Raw genomic sequence first — 22306 nt, forward strand, 5'->3', positions numbered from 1 at the left:
AAGGATTGATTTTTATGGCACAGAAGGAAACGGGTGCAAAAACAATAATAAATAACGGATTTTTGGAGAAGTACATGGCTTCGGCACCTACTGCTTATACGTTGGTATATATCTGTGCCCAGAAATTTATACAGGAAGGCAATGAATACTTTACCGATGAACAGCTTGCACAAAGCCTTGGCATGACAGAGGGAGATATAAAACGTGCAATTAAATTTTGGGAAGATAACGGCGAAGTTTTAAGAAAACAAAGAATTATTCAGCCGGTTACAAAGATAACTCATATTGTATCGGATAAACCATCATATGCTCAGGACGAAATAGAGTATTATCTTAAACATAATGCTGAATTTAAAGGGCTTGTGGACAGTGCAAAGTCTGCTATGGGAAAGATCATAGGAAGATATGATATTGAAACGATATTCAGCTTCCATGACTGGCTCGGTTTGCCGCTGAGTGTTATAGAAATATTGATACAGTATTGCTGTGATAATGACCACAAAAATATGCGGTATATCGAAAAGGTTGCGATAGCATGGGCTGACAGCGGCATAAACACAGCTAAAGCGGCACTTGAATATATCGAAAAATATAACGGTACATATTCAAGAATAATGCGTTCACTCGGACTTTCGGGAAAATCTCCTGTGGAAAAGCAGGTTGAGTATATGAAAAAATGGGTGGATAAAATGCCGATTGATCTTGTCCTTTTCGGCTGTGAAAAAGCAGCAATGGCTGTCGGCAACGGAAATCCGTTTCCTTATGCCGATAAAATATTCAGTTCATGGGAGAAAAAAGGAATAAATTCTCTTGAAATGGCAAAGCAGGAAGACGAGAGATTTTTTAATAAAAAAGATAAAGGCAGTACGGCATATACGGCAAAAAGCTCCGGAACAAATGTTAAATCAACAAAGTTTACGAATTATGAAGAGCATGAATGGGATTATGATGTGCTGAGCAGGCTCAAATTTAAGGAGCTTACACAAAACTTAGGAGATGCAGGCGATGGCAATAAGAACTGATATATATAAATCGGCACTCAGGGATTATGATGCCGTAAAAAGCACCTCTGAGGCTGTTAAAAATGATATGAAAAAAAGGCTCTATGACGAAAATCCGGAATTAGGGCTTATTGATAAAAAAATAAATAATGCCGGCTTTGAGGCAGCAAAGAAAATAATAAAACATCCTGATAAAAAACAGGAAATATCCGATGAGCTGAAAAAAATGCTTGCAAAGCTTAATCTGGAAAAAAGTATGGCATACAGCCGAATAGGCATTACAGAAGATTATTTTGACAAGGCATATAGATGTCCGAAATGCCACGATACGGGCTTTGTGGACGGCAAGGAATGTACCTGTTTCAGACAATATCTTATAGATAAGGCATATGGCAAGGCACTTCTTAATGATTCTTCCGAAAGAGAAACATTCAACAATTTCCGTCTTGATTATTATTCAAAGACGATGAAGGCTGAAAACGGACTGTCTTATTATGATAATATGCGTTTGGTCTATATGTCCTGTATGAAGTTTGCGGAATGCTTTGAAAGCGAACATTCCAATATATTGCTCATGGGAAAGACCGGATTGGGAAAGACATTTCTGTGCAATTCAATAGCAAGATATGTTCTTGAAAGAGGATATACGGTAATATATATTTCTGCCGGAAGACTTTTTAAGACATTGCAGGAGGAACAGTTTAATAACAGTGATGAAGCGGAAATGTCTTCGTTTTATGATGACCTGATTACGGTTGATCTTCTTATAATAGACGACCTCGGAACTGAGTTTCCTACGGTACTGACAGGTTCGCAGATATTCAATATACTGAATGAGCGTATAGTAGGCGAAAGGTCAACGGTTATATCAACAAATATGATGCTTGACGGAATAAAAACACAGTATTCAGACCGAGTTCTTTCACGTCTTACTGATAGTTTTGAGTTCCTTACGCTTTACGGTGAGGATATAAGAATAAAGAAAAAATTGATTGAACAGTAAATTTATAATGCAAATTTGTGCCCGGATTGCGGAATTATCTAAAAGGATAAAAATACCGAAATTCGGGCATTTTTTAAATTTCTGTAACAGAATTGAACAAATATCTGACATAATTCTTAAGAAAAATTGTCTAATATTAAGGATATATTACAGTTTACCGTAACCTATTGAAATCAAAAAATCATTTGCTATAATGCAGTTAAGCTTAAGCAATCAAAGAAAAAGCAAGCTTGGTGTTATGTATATTTGGGCACCCCGACAACATACCCCTTGGTACTGACGCTTATAGTTTAAAGCTATTGGATTTGATGCTGATGCTATTTTCATTGTGTTATTTGTTTATACAAAAATATTAAGGAGGAGAACAGAATGAAAAAGAAATTAGCTTTAGTGCTTGCGGCTATTATGACTGTTGCAGCTGTACCTTCAGTTGCATTTGCATCAACTAAAATCACAGTAGTAGATGAGATTTCAACAGCCGTCGATTCAGATTTTACTTCACGAGTAGAGCTTAAGAAGGGCAATGACCAGGTTGACGTCGGAACAGGTTCAACATTTGACGTTAATCTCAAGCTTACAAACGGTAAGTTTGCAAAGGACGACAACGATGATTATATAATGGAGGCTGACGGTTACAAGCTTGGAACAGGTATCGAAAAGATTTCAATTAAAAACGATACAACAGCAACCGTAACACTCAACAGCGATATTTTCAATCAGTCCAAAGAAGGTCTTCCGGCAGAAGCTTGTGTACTCGCAATTGCGGCAACAGCAAATGAGGTTGGCGATGTAGTTGCTACATTCACAAGTAACGTAAGCGCATTCAAAACAGCAAAAGAGGTTATAGCAACAGCTTATGGCGATAAAATTAAGGTTGAGTCCGAAGGAACAAAGGTTTTTGTTGAGGATGCAGACAATAAAGCTGTAATTAAAGATATTACAATCAATGAGCTTGTAAGCGGACTTCTTAAAGGAAACGACATTACACTTAAATTAAAGGGCAACTACGAATTTGTGACAAGTACAGATCCTAAGGTATCATTCCTTAACCAGAATATTGATGCCGATGTTAATGTAACAGCAAATGAAATCAAAATCAGCTTCAAGGGCGATTTTGTAAAGGACAATATGCGTAAGGATATGACAATCTCCGGTATCGAGCTTAAGACAAAGAAGGGCTGCAAGACCGGCGATGTTGCATCAATCACAGTTTCTTCAAAGGATTTCACATCAACAAAGCTTGAAGTTGCAAAAATGGTAAAAGAGGCTGTAACATATTCGGTAGAGGATAAAGACCTTCCTGTTATTTATGCAGGTGCTAAGAATGACGATTATAACACGCTTAAGGTATCTGTTGAAGAAAACACAGGCGATATTCTCAATACATCAAGAAAAGCTACATTTACATTCCCCGAAGGTATCGAGGTTGTGGATATTGACAGCATTAACGGTGTTAAGGTATCAGGTGTAAAGAATGATTTCAGATACGAAATTGATGAAAATGTAGTATCTATCTGGAACTACTCAAAGGGTTCGGAATCAGATAAGACAGATTTGGAAATTCAGTTTGTAATCAATGCCGCTCCAACATTCTCAGGTGATGTTAATGTTAAGCTTGGCGGACAGTTCGATGATAAGACATTAAAGGTAGCTACAGTTAAAGCACCTTATACAATCGAAGCAAAGACAAAGGACGTACTTATCGATTACAGATATGTTCCTGTAAATGACATTGTTATTAAAGAAGCAGAAGAAGGCATACTTAAGAAGAATGATTCAATTCTTCTTGCAGTTGAAAAAATGGACTTCGAAGATAATGGCAAAGTAGAGGTAACAGAAGGCAATATTGATGTTGATGTAGATATTAACAAAGGCAGAGATACATCGTATCTTGAATTAAAGGTAAATGATGATTCTTCAGAGGCATCAACAATTGTTATTAGCGGACTTGAGCTTTACCTTGACAGAACTCTTCCGGTAGGCGGATATGCACTTACAAACGTAGCCGATACAAACAAAAAAGATTCAAAACCTATTAACATTCTCTGGGAAAACTCAGCATCGGCAAAGGCTAATTATGACGAAAGCGGTTTATTCAAGTACAAGGAAATCACTGTAAACAAGGACTATGTAAACGTAATTACATCAGGTCGTGACCAGGACGATTCAATGACAAAGAGAAAAATAATCATTACAGTCGGTGCATCAACAATGACAGCCGGTACAGATACAATCAAGCTTGATGCTCCTGCATACATCAACAGCGAAAACTACACAATGCTCCCTGTAAGAGCCATTGCAGAGGCTTTCGGCGCAACAGTAAACTGGGACGATGCAACTAAGACAGTAACAGTTCTCAGCGGACAGAGAATTATTTCTATGACAATCGGCTCAAAGACAATGTATATCAACGGTACACCTGTATCAATGAATACATCTGCTGCAATCACAAATGAAAGAACATTCCTTCCTGTAAGGGATTTAGCAAACGCCATTGGTATAAGTGCAGTAAACTGGACAGAAGCGTCGGGTACAGTTACACTTAACTGATTTTAAAAATTAAGACAATTTTCAATTCATAAATTTACTTTTTACTCCTTTTGTGATTTGGCTCCACGGTTTTTATCGTGGAGCTTTTTTTCATATTTTGTTTATTTTTGAAAATAAATCTGATATACTAAAAATACGAGGTGGTATAATTATGAAATATAAAATAGCATCATTTTTGGCTGCATTTATGCTTTTGTCATCATTTACGACAAATGCGTTTGCGGCTGATGTTCTTATAGACAGCAGAAATGTTGAGGCTGACAATATACTTATAACAGAGGCAGAGGAAGGTATGTTCAAAAAGAACAGCCATCTTATACTTTCGGTTGACAGAATAGAGCTTGAAGGCGATATTAAGCTCAATGTAATACAGGGAGATATTGAGGCAGAGGCGGAAATAACAAACAAAGCCGGACTTAAGAGAGCTACCGATGTATCCGATGAGGATTTAAAGAAATATTCTGACAAATGCTCATATATAGTCATAACAATAATTGATGAATCAACAGAGCCGTCGGTTATGGAGATAAGCGGTCTTAAAATGTATCTCAACAGAACACTTCCCAACGGAGAATATAAGCTTGAAAGCGTGTATACAGGCAACGGAGAAACCTTATGGCAGAATTCTTCCGATAATAAAGAAGATTATGACAAAAACGGTGTTTTCGAATATGAACCTGTAATTGTAAGCAATGATTATGTAAATGTTGTTACATCCGGAAGAGATAACGACGATTCAACGGTTGTGAAGGAAATAAAAATCGGCGTAGGCGAAGAAAAAATTAAATCCGGTATGAATCTGATTGCTCTGGATGCACCGGCATATATAAATGAAGAAGGATATACAATGCTCCCGTTAAGAGCGGTTTCCGAGGCTCTGGACGCAAATGTAAGCTGGAACGACGCAACAAAGAGCATAACGGTTATGCGTGGACAAAGAGTTGTTTCATTCAGCGTAGGCAGCAGAAATATGTACATCAACGGAACTGTTGTGCCTATGAATACAAGTGTGGAGATAAAAGACGGCAGAGCATTTATACCGGTCAGAGATATTGCAAATGCACTTTCAATTTCAAAAATTGATTGGAATGAGGAAACAAAAACAGTAACATTAAATTAAAATCGTATAGAAGGTATTAGTTTTGGGGGTGTATTTATGAAGGCAAAACAGAAATTGATAACTGCGGCAATGGCGGCGGCAATGGTTACAATGCTTCCTTTTTCGGCTTTTGCGGCAGTAAAAATAGGTATTTACGGTGAATCGAGAATATACGGTGTCGATACCGTATTCAATAAATATATAACACTTAAATCAACGGGCTACGGCTTGGTAAGAAACCATGCTTCGCTTAAAATAACTCTTGTGAACGGAAAGTTTGCAAAGGACGATAAGGGCAACTATATGCCTGTTTATCTTACAGATTCAAAAAAGGAGCTTACAAGAGAAGAAATAGAGACAGGACTTGCGGACGGAAGCCTTAAGGGCATGGCATTTTTACCGACAGGGGATGATTATGTAAGAGTTGTTGTTCCGGAAAACATGATTGATAAATATGCCCAGATTATGTTCAGTGCAAGTGCCGCAGAGTACGGAAATGTAGGACTTACAATAAGCAACAACAGAGATATTGATTTTATTGTTGAGGAAAACACTGCATGGGATGATGCGGAAGATCCGGAAGAGGAAACTCCGGTGCATGAAAAGCATAAGGCAAAAATAACGATAGGCTCAAATGTTATCTATGCAGATGATAAGGAAATTAAGGCTGATGTTCCGGCATTTATAGGCTATGACGGATATGTAAAAATTCCGCTCAGAGCCGTATCGGAAATATTCGGTTCCGAAATTTACTGGAACGGAGCGGAAAAGACAATAACGATATATAACGGTGAGGATAAAACGGTTATGACCGTTAACGATAAGAGAATGTTTGTAAATGACTATGCCACACCTCTCAATTCCGCACCGGAAATAAGTGACGGCAGAACATTTATACCTATAAGAGATTTGGAAAAGATATTCGATATTGAAAATCTCGAATGGGATACCGCAACAAGAACAGCTACATTTGACTATTATTTGGATTAAGCATTCAAAACGGCTTTCAACTGATTTGGGTTGGAGCCGTTATTTTTAAAATTGACGGCTTAACGGATTTTCTATTGGAAAAAATACATATAATAAGGATATAATAACAGTCAAAAAGCTTTGGATTTGCTTAAAATTTTATTAATATGTATTTTTTTATTGATACTGCTTTATAAATCTGTTAAACTGTTTTAATGTGGATGGACTATGCAGATAAATCATAGTATAAATATAAAGAGGTGCACAATTAATGGGTTTTCTTGAAAAGATATTTGGAAATTACAGTGAAAAAGAATTAAAAAAAATAAAACCGATAGTTGATAAAATCGAAAGCTATGACAGTGCTATGCAGGCTCTCACAGATGAAGAGCTCAAAGCTAAGACAAGCGAATTTAAAAGAAGATTTAAAGACGGAGAAACTCTTGACCAGCTTCTTCCCGAAGCCTTTGCGGCCGTAAGAGAGGCTGCTTGGCGAGTAAGAGGAATGAAGCCCTTCAGAGTTCAGCTTATCGGCGGTATCGTTCTTCATCAGGGACGTATTGCGGAAATGAAAACAGGTGAAGGTAAAACGCTTGTTGCCGTTATGCCTGCTTATCTTAATGCAATCGAAGGCGAAGGTGTTCATATCGTTACAGTAAACGATTACCTTGCTCACCGTGACTCTGACTGGATGGGCGAGATATTCAGATTTATGGGACTTTCGGTAGGCTGTATATTAAACGGCCTTACAAGCGAGGAAAGACAGGACGCTTATGACTGCGATATAACATATGCAACAAACAATGAGCTTGGTTTCGATTATCTTAGAGACAACATGGTTGTACGTAAGGAAAACCTCGTTCAGAGAGGTCTTCATTACGCAATCATCGACGAGGTTGACTCAATACTTATCGATGAGGCAAGAACACCGCTTATCATTTCCGGAAGTGGTTCAAAATCAACACAGCTTTACGAAATTGCGGATAATTTCGTAAAACGACTTACAAAGGGACGTATTCTTAACGAAGAGGACGCTCTTAACCCTCTTATTAAGGAAGACTTACAGGAGGAAGGAGATTTTGTAGTTGATGAAAAAGCAAAATCTGTTACACTCACACAGGAAGGCGTCGAGAAGGCAGAAAAATTCTTTAACGTCGAAAACCTCTCTGACCCTGAAAATATTGAAATACTTCACCATATCAATAATGCTCTTAAAGCAAACTATAACATGTTTAAGGACCAGAACTACGTTGTACAGAATGATGAAATCCTCATCGTCGACGAGTTCACGGGACGAATAATGCCCGGAAGAAGGTATTCGGACGGTCTTCATCAGGCAATCGAGGCTAAGGAACATGTTAAGGTTAAGAGAGAAAGCAAAACTCTTGCAACTATTACATTCCAGAACTTCTTCAATAAATATACAAAGAAATCCGGTATGACAGGTACAGCACAGACAGAAGAGGCTGAGTTCAGAAATATTTACAACATGGACGTTGTATGTATTCCTACAAATAAGCCTGTAATAAGAGTTGATAAAACAGACGTTGTTTACACAACAGAAGGCGGAAAATTCAGAGCCGTTGTAAATGAAATTAAAGAAGCACATGAAAAGGGACAACCTGTTCTTGTCGGTACAATCACAATCGAAAAGTCAGAGCTTTTAAGCGGTATGCTTAAGCGTGAAGGAATACCTCATCAGGTGCTCAATGCCAAATTCCATGAGAAAGAGGCTGAAATCGTTGCGCTTGCAGGTCAGAAGGACGCTGTTACAATCGCAACAAACATGGCAGGCCGTGGTACCGATATTCAGCTTGGCGAAGGTGTTAAGGAGCTCGGCGGTCTTAAGATAATCGGTACTGAAAGACATGAATCAAGACGTATTGATAACCAGCTTCGTGGTCGTGCCGGACGTCAGGGAGACCCCGGTGAATCACGTTTCTTCATTTCAATGGAGGACGATCTTATGCGTCTTTTTGGTTCTGAAAAGACAAAAGAGGTTGTTGAAAAGATGGGTATCGGTGAGGACGAGCCTATCGAAGCAGGTATTCTTGCAAAGGCAATCGAAAGCGCACAGAAAAAGGTTGAAGGAAACAACTTCTCAACTCGTAAGCACCTCCTTGAATATGATGAGGTTATGAACGAGCAGAGAGAAATTATATATCGTGAAAGAAGAAGAGTTCTTGACGGCGAAGATCTTCGTGACAATATCCAGAACATGATTGACCAGATTATCGACAGAATTGTTGATAAATATATTCCGGACGAAACTCCTGCAAAGGATTGGGATATGGTAGGCTTTAACGAAGGAATACACGAAATTATTCCGGTTAAGGGCAACTTCCTTATTCCAGAGGATAAGAAGGACAAGGTTACAAAGGACAGCTTCAAGGGCGATATGAAAAAGCTTGCTCACAGACTTTATGAGCTTAAGGAGAAAGAAATCAACGACAGCGAAAAAATGCGTGAGCTTGAACGTGTAGTTCTTCTTAAGGTTATCGACCAGCACTGGATGGATCATATCGACAATATGGACCAGATGCGTCAGGGTATCGGTCTTCAGTCACTTGCACAGAAGGATCCGCTTATCGAATATAAATATGCAAGCTACGATATGTTTGAGGAAATGAGCAACGGCATTCAGGACGATACAGTAAAGACTCTTTACAGAGTAAGAGTTGTTACAGAACCTAAGCGTGAAGAGGTTGCACAGCCTATGTTCACAAATAAGGACGATACAGACACAAAGAAACCCGTACAGAGAAAGAACGAAAAGGTAGGCAGAAACGATCCCTGCCCTTGCGGAAGCGGAAAGAAATATAAAAACTGCTGCGGCAGAAATGCGTGATTAACAGACTAAGAGGAGAAAGGATTTATGTTTGAACTTGATCAGATAGGCAACGAATTGTCGCCTTATGAGGATAAGCTTAAGGATATGGGAAAGCTTCTCGGCATTGAGGAAGCTAAGGAAAAAATTGCCGAGCTTGAAGAAATATCGGCAGACCCGGATTTCTGGAGCGATATGACAAAGAGCCAGAAAACAATGCAGACAATAAAGGGACTTAAGGACAAAGTACAGGGCTACGAAAGCCTTATGTCCAAATACGAGGATATTTATACTCTTATCGAAATGGGTAAAGAGGAAGAGGATGCAGAGCTTCTCCAGGAAGTAAAGGACGAGGCTGAGGATTTCAAGGCAAATTACGAAAAACTCAGAATATCCACACTTCTTGACGGTGAATATGACAGACTTAACGCCATTGTTACACTTCATGCAGGTGAAGGTGGAACAGAGGCTTGCGACTGGGTAAGTATGCTTTTCAGAATGTATACAAGATGGGCAGCGAAAAAAGGCTTTACTGTTGAAACGCTTGACTATCTTGAAGGTGAAGAAGCAGGTATCAAGTCCGTAACTATACAGGTTACAGGTGAGAATGCTTATGGCTATCTTAAATGCGAAAAGGGCGTTCACAGACTTGTACGTATTTCACCCTTTGATTCATCCGGAAGAAGACATACATCATTTGCAAGCTGCGATGTAATGCCGGAAATAGATGACGATATTGAAATCGAAGTTAAGCCCGATGATATTCGTGTGGACACATATCGTTCAAGCGGTGCCGGCGGACAGCATGTCAACAAGACTTCATCGGCTATCCGTATCACACATTATCCTACAGGTATCGTTGTACAGTGCCAGAACGAACGAAGCCAGTTCAGCAATAAGGATACAGCTATGAAAATGCTTAAATCAAAGCTCTTAGAGCTCAAGATTGAAGAAAATATGAAGAAGCTTGCCGAAATCCGTGGTGATGTTAAAGAAAACACATGGGGTAGCCAGATTCGTTCATATGTATTCATGCCTTATAACCTTGTTAAGGACGTAAGAACAGGTGAAGAAACCGCAAATATTTCCGCTGTTATGGACGGAGATATTGACAGATTTATCAATGCTTATTTAAGCTGGATACACAATTAATGTCATGTAACCCTTTGAAAATGGAAAGCAGATATACGCTTGACAATCTCAAAGGGTTTTTGTGTGATACAGTATTTGCTGTGAGGTGCGGAAAATGAAACAGATAGAAATTTCTGATAACGACAGCGGTCAGAGATTGGACAAATATCTTTTGAAATATTTTAATAAAGCCACAAAAAGCTTTATTTATAAAATGTTGCGTAAAAAAAGAATAAAGCTCAACGGCGGCAAGGCTGAAGGCAACGAAATGCTTTCCGATGGCGATACAATACAGATGTACCTTTCGGAGGAAACAATGGAGTCCTTTATGGAGGAAAAAACCGTTTCCGATGTAAAAAGAACATTTGATATAGTCTATGAAGACGAAAATATACTTGTTGTTAATAAACCGGCAGGTCTGCTTTCCCATGCGGAAAAAAAGGATGACAGCAACACGCTGATTGACCAGATATTGAGTTATCTCAATGAAAAGGGTGAGTATGTTCCGCAGAAGGACAGCACCTTTACTCCGGCACTCTGCAACAGACTGGACAGAAACACAAGCGGAATTGTCATTGCAGGAAAAAATTCCGATGCGGTAAGACAGCTTAATGCGGCAATAAAGGATAAAAAAATCCAAAAGTACTATAAAACGCTTGTGTGCGGAAAGGTGACGGAAGGAAAAAGGCTTGAAAGCTTTTATGAAAAAGACGGAAATAAAAATAAAGCATATGTTTCCGATAAAAACGGTGGTAAGAAAATAATAACGGTTTTTAAACCGCTTAAACATACAGATAAATATTCATTGCTTGAAATAGAGCTTATTACGGGAAAATCGCATCAGATAAGACTTCATCTTAAAAGCGAAGGCATACCGATAATAGGTGATATAAAATACGGCAATGCGGCAGAAAACAGGGCTTTTGAAAAAATCGGAGTTAAAAGACAACTCCTTCATGCTTACAAAACGGTTATAAACGGAATGAACGGAAAGCTGGAATATCTGAACGGAAAAGAAATTTTTGCGGATATTCCGGAGGATTTCAAACGTGCCGAAAAGAAAATATTTGGAATTTAAGATATACATATTTGTAAAAATAATTGATGTTTAGTATAATATTTATAAAAATATGATATGGAGGATTACTATGGGACAGACAGTTCTTGTTGTTGATGATGAACAGAATATCGTTAATATAATTGCCTTCAATCTCAAAAAGGAAGGCTATGAGGTTCTGACTGCCGGTGACGGAGAGGAAGCTGTGGAAATAGTGGAAAAACATCAGCCGGATCTCATTCTTCTCGACATAATGATGCCCAAAATGGACGGATATGAGGCTTGCAGAAAGATAAGAGAAAAATACAATATACCTATAATAATGCTTACAGCAAGAGCAGAAGAGCTTGACAAGGTGCTCGGCCTTGAAATGGGTGCGGACGATTATGTTACAAAGCCCTTCGGAACAAGAGAGCTTATTGCAAGAGTTAAAGCCAACTTAAGACGCTCGGTTGTTAAAAATGAGCCTGCTGTCGAAAAGGGCAATGTACTTAAGTTCGGAAAGCTTGAAATTGATCTGGACAAATTTGAGGCAAGAAAAGACGGAAAGGTTCTTGAGCTTACATACAGGGAGTTTGAGCTGCTTAAATTCCTTGCTCAGAATTTAAGACAGGTATTTTCAAGAGAAACGCTTCTCGAAAAGGTATGGGGCTATGAATATTACGGTGATGTACGTACCGTTGACGTTACAGTAAGAAGATTAAGAGAAAAAATAGAGGACAATCCGGGAAAGCCGGAGTACATAATAACTAAAAGAGGCGTAGGCTACAGCTTCGGGGTAAACTAAAGGTGATTTAATGAAAAGCATAAAATGGCGATTGATTGTGATGTATCTCGGCCTTGTATTCATAGTTATGATAGTCACAGGCTCATACATGCTTATCACAATGCAGAAAACAGAAATCGGTAAAGCTAAAAACCAGTTGCAGCTCTATGCGGAAAAGGTATGCGAGCAGGTTGTTGAAAGCTATGACGAGGCCGATTACCAGACAGGGCTGGAGCAGTTTACACGAAGCAACTCCTCCGGAAGTCAGATTCAGGGAAACATAATAAACAGCTACGGAGAAACGGTTGCGTCAACAACGGTTTCACAGCCGCCATTTCCCGATTACAAAAATTCGGTTGTGCTTATGGCTATTTCGGGAAGTGAAGGCTTTGACGATTCCAGAACGGATACCGAAAGCAATTCCACATGGATATGCTATGCTACTCCGGCCATGACAATAAACGGAAATGTGAAATATGTTGTTTATGCACAGATGAATGCGTCATCAATGCAGGAAAGCCTTGCACAGACGACAAGAACCATTGTTATTGCCATACTTCTTGCACTTGTGCTTGCAATTATAATGGCATATGTTTTTGCAAGAACCATCACGGGACCTATACATGAGCTTACCATGAAGGCAAAGGAATTTGCCGGCGGTGATTTGAAGCAGAGAGCAGATGTATTTTCCGATGATGAAATCGGTCAGCTTGCCGAAAACTTTAACTATATGGCATCGGAGCTTAATAAAACCGTAAGCGAAACCTTCCGAGAGAACAATAAGCTTGAGGCAATTCTTCATAACATGACCGACGGCGTTATTTCCTTTGATAAAAGCGGAAACATAAGCCATGCCAATACGGTTGCTACGGAAATGCTTGAAGTGGACGATTTGGATTTTGATATTGACGGCTTTATCGAAAGAACGGGAATTGAGCTTGAGGACGGCTCAAATGATGTGCTTAACCATATTTCACAGAGCCAGTATACATTCCCGGTAGGAAACAAGTTCATAAATGCCAGCTTTTCTCCTTATTTCAATGAAACGGAGGAAATAGAAGGTATAGTTGTTGTTCTTCAGGACATAACAAAGCAGAAAAAGCTTGATGATATGCGTAAGGAATTTGTTGCCAATGTTTCTCATGAAATGCGTACACCGCTTACGACGATAAAGAGTTATACAGAAACTCTTATGTACGGAGCTCTTGAAGAAAAGGACGTTGCAATGGATTTCCTTAACATAATAAATACGGAAACAGACAGAATGTCCTTCCTTGTAAGAGACCTGCTCCAGCTTTCGAGATTTGATAACAGACAGGTACAGTTCTCATATAAGAAGGTATTTATAAATGAGTTTATAAGCGAAAACGTCCGTCAGAATAAAATCCATGCGGAAAACAAGCATCAGAATTTGATACTTGAGCTTTATCCGGACGACAATGCTTATGTTGTTGCCGATCGTGACAGAGTTAATCAGGTTATAAACAATATAACGACAAATGCGATTAAGTACAGTCCGGAAGGTGCAACGATAAGGATATTTGTTACAGAGGACAGCAAATATTACAAAATATCCGTTGCCGATACAGGCATGGGAATTTCAAAAGAGGATCTTCCGAGAATATTCGAAAGATTTTATCGTGTAGACAAAGCAAGAAGCCGTGCTATGGGCGGAACCGGACTCGGTCTTGCAATTGCTAAGGAGATAATGGAAGGCCATGGCGGAAAGCTTACGGCAGAAAGCGAATACGGAAAAGGAACCACAATGACAATGTGGTTTTTAAAGGGACAAGAAAACAAGCTGTCCGATGAGGATGAATTTGAATAATAATGGATTAAACTGTAATTTAACAGTAATCTGAGTGTAATATGATTGTAACATTGGGCGTGTATAATAACACTTATAGTAAAATGATTGCAATATATTACACGACGGATCTCCGTCATGTAATGGCAAAGGAGGTTCGTTGTATGAAAAAAATAAAATTAATAGCAGTACTCACAGTTATAATAAGTATGCTTTTCTCTGTGAATGCATTTGCGGCAGTATATAACGGCGAACCTGATGTAATAACAATTACCGGCGGCATAGATATGAGCCGTGAATATGAATCTACATTCAATGAATCACGCAGAATAACAGGAACCGCACAGAGCGGAACCAAGATAATGATTATGTTATGTGAAGAGAACGAGGAAAACGTACTTACTCCGGTGAAGACTTATGAAACGACGGTCGGAGTAAGCGGATATTTTTCTAAAAACATAAGCCTTGATATAGGCGAAAACATAATTGTTGTCCAGACAGCAGACGGCAGAGCATCCGTATCTGCGGTTATCAAGAGAAAAAGCACCGATATAAAGGATAGGCTCGAAAAGGGCGTTTATATGCCCGGAGCAAGAATTTGATTATCGGTAATCCGTAAACTGAATTTATAATTAGCGGTGATAATATGAAAAACAAGATTACAAACTTGGTTATATTTCTTCTTATTGCTGCAGCGGTTTTTCAGACAGGAGAGTTATGGCTTGGGAATACTTACAGCCATAACTTTTTTTATTCTCTGTTTACCAGTGCAAGACGAAACAGCGGAACAACAGAGGATATTTATGAAATAATTGAGCCTGAAAAGACAGTTGTAGGCTACGGAAACAAAAAATTTAATATGCTTTATTCAAATTCCGAAAATAACTCGATAATTAATTTAAGCGAGCAGATTATAAAGGACGCATTGATTAACGGAAAATACAGTTCGCTGGCCGAGCTTAACTGGAGCGAATATATCGAAGGCAAGGCAGTAATACTGGAGTATCCGTTTGTTGTGTCGGCTAAGGAATATATAAAGGGTTATGCGGTCACAAATGACGAATTTACCCAGAATGTAAAAAATCTGAATTATATAGTTGTTGTTCCTTCCGGCGGAAACGGAGAAACAACCAGCTGTTATTTTATTGATGAAACAACGTCGGAGGTAAGCGTTCTTACCGTAAACAGCAGTGAACAGTCTGCCGCACTTTATAATGCCATTCAGACTATGCAGTATTCGGACAATGAATCAATAGAGTATATTTCAACGGTTCAAAGCGGACTGAATATATTCGGCAGTATATATGTACCGCAGTGGAATGACGGAGCATATGAATATAATCTTCTCGAAAAGACAAATTCATTTGAAAAAGACGGTGCAACAGACGTTTCGGTTATAGAAACAAATGCAAATAACTTTTTAGGAAATTATATAGCTGCGTCTGAAATAAATGATGTAAACGGAATATACACAATAAGCAGTGATGATCTTGTCGTAAAATATTATGAAAACGGAGTTCTGGAATATTATAACTATGATGTTGACGGCTCTTCGGCCGAGCAGACTTTGGCAGAGGCATATACAATAAGCTCCGAATTTATAAAAAAGGATACCGGAATAACGAACGATTTATATTTATCCGGTGCGGAAACAAGAAGTGACGGCCTTGTGTTTTATTATGACTATTCAGTTGATAACATACCGATAGTCATTTCTGAAAAAACAGCGGAAGAAACAGGCATGAGCCATGCTGTTGAGGTTGTTGTGAGCAATAAAAACGTAAAGCGATATAAGAGAATTACATATAAATACTCATTGAATGATGAATATACAGATGAAATGAATATAGATATTATATCGGCATGGGATAATGCAATAATGAATTACACCGGAAACGATACAATAACATCAATAAACGATATGTATATCGGATATTATGACGATAATTCCGATAAGCTTGGTATATACTGGTTTACGGAGCTTAACAATAAGCTTATTGTCGGTGATACTTATAAATGAGGTGAATACCTATGAACTGGAAGCAGGCTAAAAGAATAATAATAGTTATGCTGGCGGCACTTAATGTTGTACTTTTTGTTGTGAACAGATATTATAACAATGATTACCGTCTTACACAGGACGAAGAAAACGCCGCATACAGAATACTTGCCGAAAACGGAATCGGTATTTATACAAACTTCATTACCGAATATAAGCCGATGCGTCAGCTTGATGTCACCGTGTCGGCTCCGGATATTGATGAGCTGAAAAGTATTTTCTTTGACGCCGATGATGCGGTTGATGTTACAGCCGACATAGAAAAAACGGTTATGCACAGCTATTCGGCAGAGCTTACTGTGGAAAACAGCAAGATAAGCTATGTTTCCAATACCGGAATAGGCGAAATAAATGTTCTCGGAAACAGTGCGGCTCAAAGCCTGGCATCGGATTTTATAAGTAAAATGGGTGATAAATATTCGGACTATGTGCTTGACCGAGTTATATACAAGAACGGCGGTTATCAGCTTGAATACTATGAATATTATAAGGGCTATAAAATATTCAACAATTATTGCATATTCTTTATAGATGAGCATGGAATAAGAAGCATAGAATCCGAGGATTACGATATAAACGGTTTTGCCGAAAGCAGTGAGGATATTTATTCTTCGGCAGAGGCTGTGCTTACATATATTTATGAAAATAAAAATGAAAGCAATGCCGGAAAATTTATAGAAGAAATGGAAATCGGCTATGATTTTAAGGATACCGATGAAATAGTTGACGGCTCAAAAATGCGTCTTGTGCCTTGTTACAGAATTTATCTGCTTAATGAAGATGAACCGTTTACCATTTATGCATATACTAATAAGGCAAAGGTAAATACAGATATGGCACAGCCTTTGCAGGGAATGTCGGTTTTGGATGACAGCGCAGTACAATAATTGATTATTGAATTCTTTTTACTGTTATGATATGCCCTAATATACGTCAAAATCTTGTAATAAGACAGTATAAATGGTATAATAAAAAAATATGTTAATATGTTGGAAATATATTTGTAAGATATTTGTTACAGTAATCGGTTATTTATTGCTGTAAGGAGGATAATAAAAAATGGGCAAATTATTCGGAACGGACGGAGTAAGAGGTATTGCAAATACAGAGCTTACAGGCCGTCTTGCATACGAGCTCGGTAGAGCCGGTGCTTATGTTTTGACAAAAGAAACTTCTCATACACCTAAAATACTTGTCGGTATGGATACAAGAATATCCGGAGATATGCTTGAAGCGGCACTTACTGCCGGAATATGCTCGGTCGGAGCGCATGCTGTTCTTGCCGGAATTGTTCCTACACCTGCGGTTGCGTATCTTGTAAGAAAATATAAGCTTGATGCCGGAATAGTTATATCGGCATCTCATAATCCTGTTGAATACAACGGAATTAAGTTCTTCAACAGCGAAGGCTATAAGCTTAGAGATGAGCTTGAAAACATGATTGAGGACATTGTGCTTTCGGATAAAGATGACCTTCCTAAGCCTACCGGCGAATTTATAGGAACAAAGAGTATTGCGGAAGAAGCGCTTGATGATTATATTGATTTTCTTACAGCATCGGGCAAGGTTAAATTCAACGGTATTAAGGTTGCCGTTGACTGTGCCAACGGTGCATCATATAAAGCGGCACCCATCGCTCTTTTAAATCTTGGTGCGGATCTTTGTATTATACACAACGAGCCTAACGGAAATAATATAAATCTTAACTGTGGTTCAACACATATTGATTCACTTAAAAAGCTTGTAGTTGAAAACGGAGCGGATATAGGCTTTGCTTTTGACGGCGATGCAGACAGATGTCTTGCCGTTGATGAAAACGGAGAGCTTATTGACGGAGATAAAATACTTGCTATATGCGGCCTTTATCTCAAGGAAAACGGAAAGCTCAGCGGAGATACCGTTGTAGGAACCGTAATGAGCAATATGGGATTATCCGTAATGGGCAAAAAACACGGCATAAATATCGAGCAGGCAAACGTCGGCGACAGATATGTTATCGAAAAAATGCTTGAAGGCGGATATTGTCTCGGCGGTGAACAGTCCGGACATATTATATTCCATGAATATAATACTACCGGTGACGGAATAATCACAGCCATTCAGATGCTTACGGTACTTAAGGTGAAAGGCGTTAAAGCAAGCGAGCTTGCTAAGGTTATGGACGTTTATCCGCAGGTACTTGTTAATGCAAAAATAAAGAACGAATATAAAAATACTTATATGGATAATGAAGAGGTAAGTGCTGCCGTTCATTCACTTGAGAAGAAGTTTGAAGGCGACGGACGAGTTCTTATCCGTCCGAGCGGTACAGAGCCTCTTGTAAGGGTTATGATAGAAGGTACAGATATAGAACAGATGCAGCATGATGCGGAAGAGCTTGCTGCAATAATCGAAAAAAATCTTCAGTAATCCGTATTGACATCAAAGGAGGAACTTATTATGTGCGGTATTGTCGGATATGTTGGTAAAAATCAGGCACCGTCTATTTTGTTAAACGGGCTTGAAAAGCTTGAATACAGAGGATATGATTCAGCAGGTATTGCTGTACATGACGGAGTTAATATTAACTTTCTTAAAGCAAAGGGCAGACTTGAAAACCTTAAAAAGCTTTATGAAGAAAATCCTATTACGGGAACACTCGGCATAGGACACACAAGATGGGCAACACACGGAGCACCTTCCGATGTTAATGCACATCCGCATGTCAGCGACGATAATATAATCGGTGTTGTACACAACGGTATAATCGAAAACTACATGGAGATAAAGGAAGAGCTTCTTGCAAAGGGCTATAACTTTAAATCCGAAACAGATACCGAAACAGTTACTTATCTTATTGATGATAACTATAAAAACGGTATGAGCTTTGAAGACGCTGTTTTCAGTGCTGTTGACAGAATTGAAGGTGCTTATGCTTTTGGTATTATATGCAGAGATGAGCCCGGAAAGCTTATTGCCGTAAGAAAGGGCGCACCTCTTATAATCGGTAAGGGCGAAGGCGAAAACTTTATTGCGAGCGATATTCCTGCAATTCTTCATCATACAAGAGAGGTTTATTTCCTTGAAGACAATGAGATTGCAGTAATCACAGAAAATACTGTTGATATTTATAATAAGGACAGACAGCCTGTTCACAGAGATATTTTCCATGTAACATGGGATATTGAGGCTGCCGAAAAGAACGGCTTTGCTCATTTCATGCTTAAGGAAATACATGAACAGCCGAGAATAGTAAGAGAAACAATACTTAAGAGAATGCCTGAGGACAAAAATTTTGTTGACCTCGACGATATTAAGCTTGGAAAAGAAGAGCTTGATAATATAGACAGAATATATATTGTTGCTTGCGGAACAGCTTATTATGCCGGTCTTGTAGGAAAATATCTTATCGAAAAGATATGCCGTATTCCTGTTGTAAGTGATGTAGCAAGTGAATTCAGATACAAGGATCCTATTCTTGACGAAAGAACACTTCTTATTGTTGTTTCACAGTCGGGTGAAACCGCTGATACACTTGAGGCGCTCAGAATAGCAAAGAAACACAATGCAAGAGTTCTTGCGATAGTTAATGCTGTCGGCAGCTCGATTGCCCGTGAAGCTGATGATGTATTTTATATTCTTGCCGGACCGGAAATTGCCGTTGCATCAACAAAGGCATATTCCGCACAGGTTGCCGCAATGTATATACTTACGGCACATATTGCACTTACACTCGGAAAAATTTCCGAAAAGGAATTTGAAGAGATTAGGGACGAAATGTATCAGCTTCCTTCAAAGATTGAGTACATTCTTCAGAAGGAAAACGAAGAAAAGAGACTTGCCGCTAAATATAAAGACGTACACAATGTTTTCTATATAGGCAGAGGTCTTGATTATATGGTATCACAGGAAGGCTCACTTAAGCTGAAAGAGATTGCATATCTCCATAGCGAGGCATATGCCGCAGGAGAGCTTAAACATGGCCCGATAGCAATGATTGATGATAATTCGCTTGTTATTGCCATTGCGACACAGAACGATATTATTGAAAAGACAATAAGCAATATTAAAGAGGTAAGAGCAAGAGGCGCGAAGACAATAGTTATAACAATGGAAGGCAATAAGATGATTAATTCAGAGGTTGCCGATGATATATTCTATATACCTAAGACATTGGATATACTTGCACCGGTGCTTGCAAATATACCTAACCAGCTTTTTGCATATTATGTAGCATTAAATCTCGGAACTGATATTGATAAACCGAGAAACCTTGCTAAGAGTGTTACAGTTGAATAAAGACGCAAAAACTCCTGAAATCGTTTCGATTTCAGGAGTTTTTTAAGTTTGATAAACTTATATTTTTTAAGTATAACTTTAAAAAGCATAGTCCTAAAATCATTTGATAAAATGATTTTAGATAGAATTTAGGTCAAACCTTTTTAAAGGGTGGTAGGGTATGGGACAAAGTCCCATGGTTTTAATAAAAATATATTTAGCTGAGTTCAAGAGAATGCTTTACACGGTCATGCTCTTCGGCTGTTTTTGCATCGTTCCATCTGTCCATTGTTCCTACAAGATAGCCTGTTATACGGCGGATACGGTCAAATTTAACGGGCTTGAATGTGTATTTCATATCAACAAAATCGCCGTCGATTGTAAGCTCAAGTGTTTCAAGCTTTCTTTCGGGATTTTCCTTTTCAATGAATTTAACATATTCATCGATTTCCTTCTGTTCCATAGTTCCGTTTAATACTGTGACATCTAACATTATATATTCCTCCTGACTCAAGATATAGCTGTTTGTTAAGATAATAATACTACATATTGTTTGAGAATGCAATAGGTAATTGATAATAATTATCATTTATTTTATGGCACAGAAAAACCGCCCGTTTAACGGGCGGTGATTGTGATTGTATTATTGAAGAATGTAAACTGTAACGGATCTTCTGCCCCAGGCAAAAGCCTCGTCAAGTGAATTATAGCAAAGGTCTATTCTGTTTTCCTTAATGGCTCCGCCTGTGTCCTGTGCACTGGCAACACCATAGCCCGGAATATAAAGCTTTGTTCCGAGAGGAATAACAGATGGATCAACGGCAACAACACCTCTGACGGCTAAAGCACCGGTAGCCGTATAAGCGTTACAGCCTTCATCATACTGTGTATATCCGGTGGCAACCATATCGATTTTTTTGGTATATTCAAAATCGCCTACCGGAGTTGATACCATTGTTGCGGTTCCTTTTTCAATGACTGTATTTACGGGTTCGGTAACAATTTCACGGCTGATTTCGACTGTATCGGTAAGCTCGCCTCCGACATAGGTTTCCTCACTGATAATTTTGACCAGACCGTCACTGCCTTCAACGGCAACTCGTTCCGTACCCTTTGCGATTGCATTTGTTTCTCTGTATTCTACTGATTTCTCAACTTTTTCATAAGTTGTGACCTTTTTTGTCATTGTTGATGATAATTTGATTATCATTCCTTTTTTGAGAAGGTCGTCTCTGGATAAATCTTTTGCAAGGTAATACTCACGCTCTTCGTAATCACCTGCTACGCTGTCGAGAAGTTCTCCGACGGTAAGGGAAGTGGTGCGTACCATACGGGGAATATCATCGTACTCGATTATAACCGGTATAGAATGCTTTATTTTGACCGTATCTCCGCTCTGTACCGTATAATCAAGCGCATAGTTAAGTTCATCATCTTCAGAAACAGTAATGCCCTGAAGTTCAAGAAGTTGTTTAACTGTAATTGGTTCAGTTAAGTTAGTTGAAAATTCATTCTTTCCTTCAATAATTGTTACACTTAAATTTTCTTTACTATAAGCGGATACACTTCCGCTCAGCATTGCCAATAACCCAATCACGATAGCAATTACTCTAAGTCGTTTTGTCATAGCTTCCTCCTTTAATTGGCATACCCGATTAAAACAATAAAGGGCATACCGGTTAAATCAGCAGCCAAGGATGACTGCCGCCAGCCGCAAAGCCTATAAAAAAATAAGCCTTGTCGGTGGTTTGTTACTGACTAACACTCCTTGATTAATGCG

17 protein-coding genes are annotated in these 22306 nt (G+C 38.7%); 15 read left to right on the top strand and 2 right to left on the bottom strand.

Annotation, left to right across the window (positions count from 1 at the left end; translation table 11 throughout):
* The first annotated feature begins 14 nt into the window (after positions 1-14).
* From KQI66_RS07275 to glmS, 15 genes are all read left to right on the top strand, one after another.
* Positions 15-1022, top strand: a complete 1008-nt coding sequence (locus KQI66_RS07275; RefSeq protein ID WP_216428147.1) for a DnaD domain-containing protein — start codon at positions 15-17, stop codon at positions 1020-1022.
* Positions 1006-2004 (top strand): ATP-binding protein, encoded by a 999-nt coding sequence (locus KQI66_RS07280; RefSeq protein ID WP_216428148.1) that lies wholly within the window; start codon positions 1006-1008, stop codon positions 2002-2004. Before KQI66_RS07275 ends, KQI66_RS07280 begins: the two co-directional genes overlap by 17 nt.
* Positions 2005-2373: 369 nt before the next feature.
* Positions 2374-4554: a copper amine oxidase N-terminal domain-containing protein gene (locus tag KQI66_RS07285; protein WP_216428150.1), complete on the top strand. Its 2181-nt coding sequence runs from the start codon at positions 2374-2376 to the stop codon at positions 4552-4554.
* A gap of 151 nt (positions 4555-4705) precedes the next feature.
* A complete protein-coding gene (locus KQI66_RS07290; protein ID WP_216428151.1) occupies positions 4706-5674 on the top strand; it encodes a copper amine oxidase N-terminal domain-containing protein in 969 nt (322 codons plus the stop codon).
* A gap of 36 nt (positions 5675-5710) precedes the next feature.
* Complete coding sequence (locus tag KQI66_RS07295; RefSeq protein ID WP_216428153.1) at positions 5711-6643, top strand: copper amine oxidase N-terminal domain-containing protein; 933 nt, start codon at positions 5711-5713, stop codon at positions 6641-6643.
* Positions 6644-6893: 250 nt separating this feature from the next.
* Entirely contained in the window at positions 6894-9470 is a 2577-nt protein-coding gene (gene secA, locus KQI66_RS07300; protein ID WP_216428155.1) for a preprotein translocase subunit SecA, read from the top strand.
* 27 nt (positions 9471-9497) lie between these two features.
* Positions 9498-10601 (top strand): peptide chain release factor 2, encoded by a 1104-nt coding sequence (prfB, locus tag KQI66_RS07305; RefSeq protein WP_216428158.1) that lies wholly within the window; start codon positions 9498-9500, stop codon positions 10599-10601.
* 94 nt (positions 10602-10695) lie between these two features.
* Positions 10696-11658: an RluA family pseudouridine synthase gene (locus KQI66_RS07310; RefSeq protein WP_216428160.1), complete on the top strand. Its 963-nt coding sequence runs from the start codon at positions 10696-10698 to the stop codon at positions 11656-11658.
* Positions 11659-11728: 70 nt separating this feature from the next.
* Positions 11729-12424 (top strand): response regulator YycF, encoded by a 696-nt coding sequence (gene yycF, locus KQI66_RS07315; RefSeq protein WP_216428162.1) that lies wholly within the window; start codon positions 11729-11731, stop codon positions 12422-12424.
* Between the two features lie 10 nt (positions 12425-12434).
* Positions 12435-14231: an ATP-binding protein gene (locus KQI66_RS07320; RefSeq protein ID WP_216428165.1), complete on the top strand. Its 1797-nt coding sequence runs from the start codon at positions 12435-12437 to the stop codon at positions 14229-14231.
* Between the two features lie 143 nt (positions 14232-14374).
* Positions 14375-14812, top strand: a complete 438-nt coding sequence (locus KQI66_RS07325; RefSeq protein ID WP_216428167.1) for a hypothetical protein — start codon at positions 14375-14377, stop codon at positions 14810-14812.
* A 44-nt stretch (positions 14813-14856) separates the two neighbouring features.
* Positions 14857-16230, top strand: a complete 1374-nt coding sequence (locus tag KQI66_RS07330) for a hypothetical protein (protein WP_216428169.1) — start codon at positions 14857-14859, stop codon at positions 16228-16230.
* Between the two features lie 11 nt (positions 16231-16241).
* Positions 16242-17156 (top strand): hypothetical protein, encoded by a 915-nt coding sequence (locus tag KQI66_RS07335; protein WP_216428171.1) that lies wholly within the window; start codon positions 16242-16244, stop codon positions 17154-17156.
* 172 nt (positions 17157-17328) lie between these two features.
* The gene (glmM, locus tag KQI66_RS07340) at positions 17329-18678 is read left to right on the top strand and encodes a phosphoglucosamine mutase (RefSeq protein WP_216428173.1); all 1350 of its coding nucleotides are present in this window, start codon (positions 17329-17331) and stop codon (positions 18676-18678) included.
* A 30-nt stretch (positions 18679-18708) separates the two neighbouring features.
* Positions 18709-20547 (top strand): glutamine--fructose-6-phosphate transaminase (isomerizing), encoded by a 1839-nt coding sequence (gene glmS / locus KQI66_RS07345; RefSeq protein WP_216428175.1) that lies wholly within the window; start codon positions 18709-18711, stop codon positions 20545-20547.
* A gap of 196 nt (positions 20548-20743) precedes the next feature.
* On the opposite strand, the gene nrdD is transcribed toward glmS, so the two are convergent.
* Positions 20744-21019: an anaerobic ribonucleoside-triphosphate reductase gene (gene nrdD, locus KQI66_RS07350; protein WP_216428177.1), complete on the bottom strand. Its 276-nt coding sequence runs from the start codon at positions 21017-21019 to the stop codon at positions 20744-20746.
* Positions 21020-21169: 150 nt separating this feature from the next.
* Positions 21170-22153 carry a 3D domain-containing protein gene (locus KQI66_RS07355; protein WP_216428179.1) on the bottom strand — a complete coding sequence of 328 codons (984 nt, stop codon included), beginning with the start codon at positions 22151-22153 and terminating at the stop codon, positions 21170-21172.
* Positions 22154-22306 lie beyond the last annotated feature (153 nt).

Source organism: Anaerotignum sp. MSJ-24 (assembly GCF_018918145.1).
Classification (GTDB): Bacteria; Bacillota; Clostridia; order Lachnospirales; family Anaerotignaceae; genus Metalachnospira.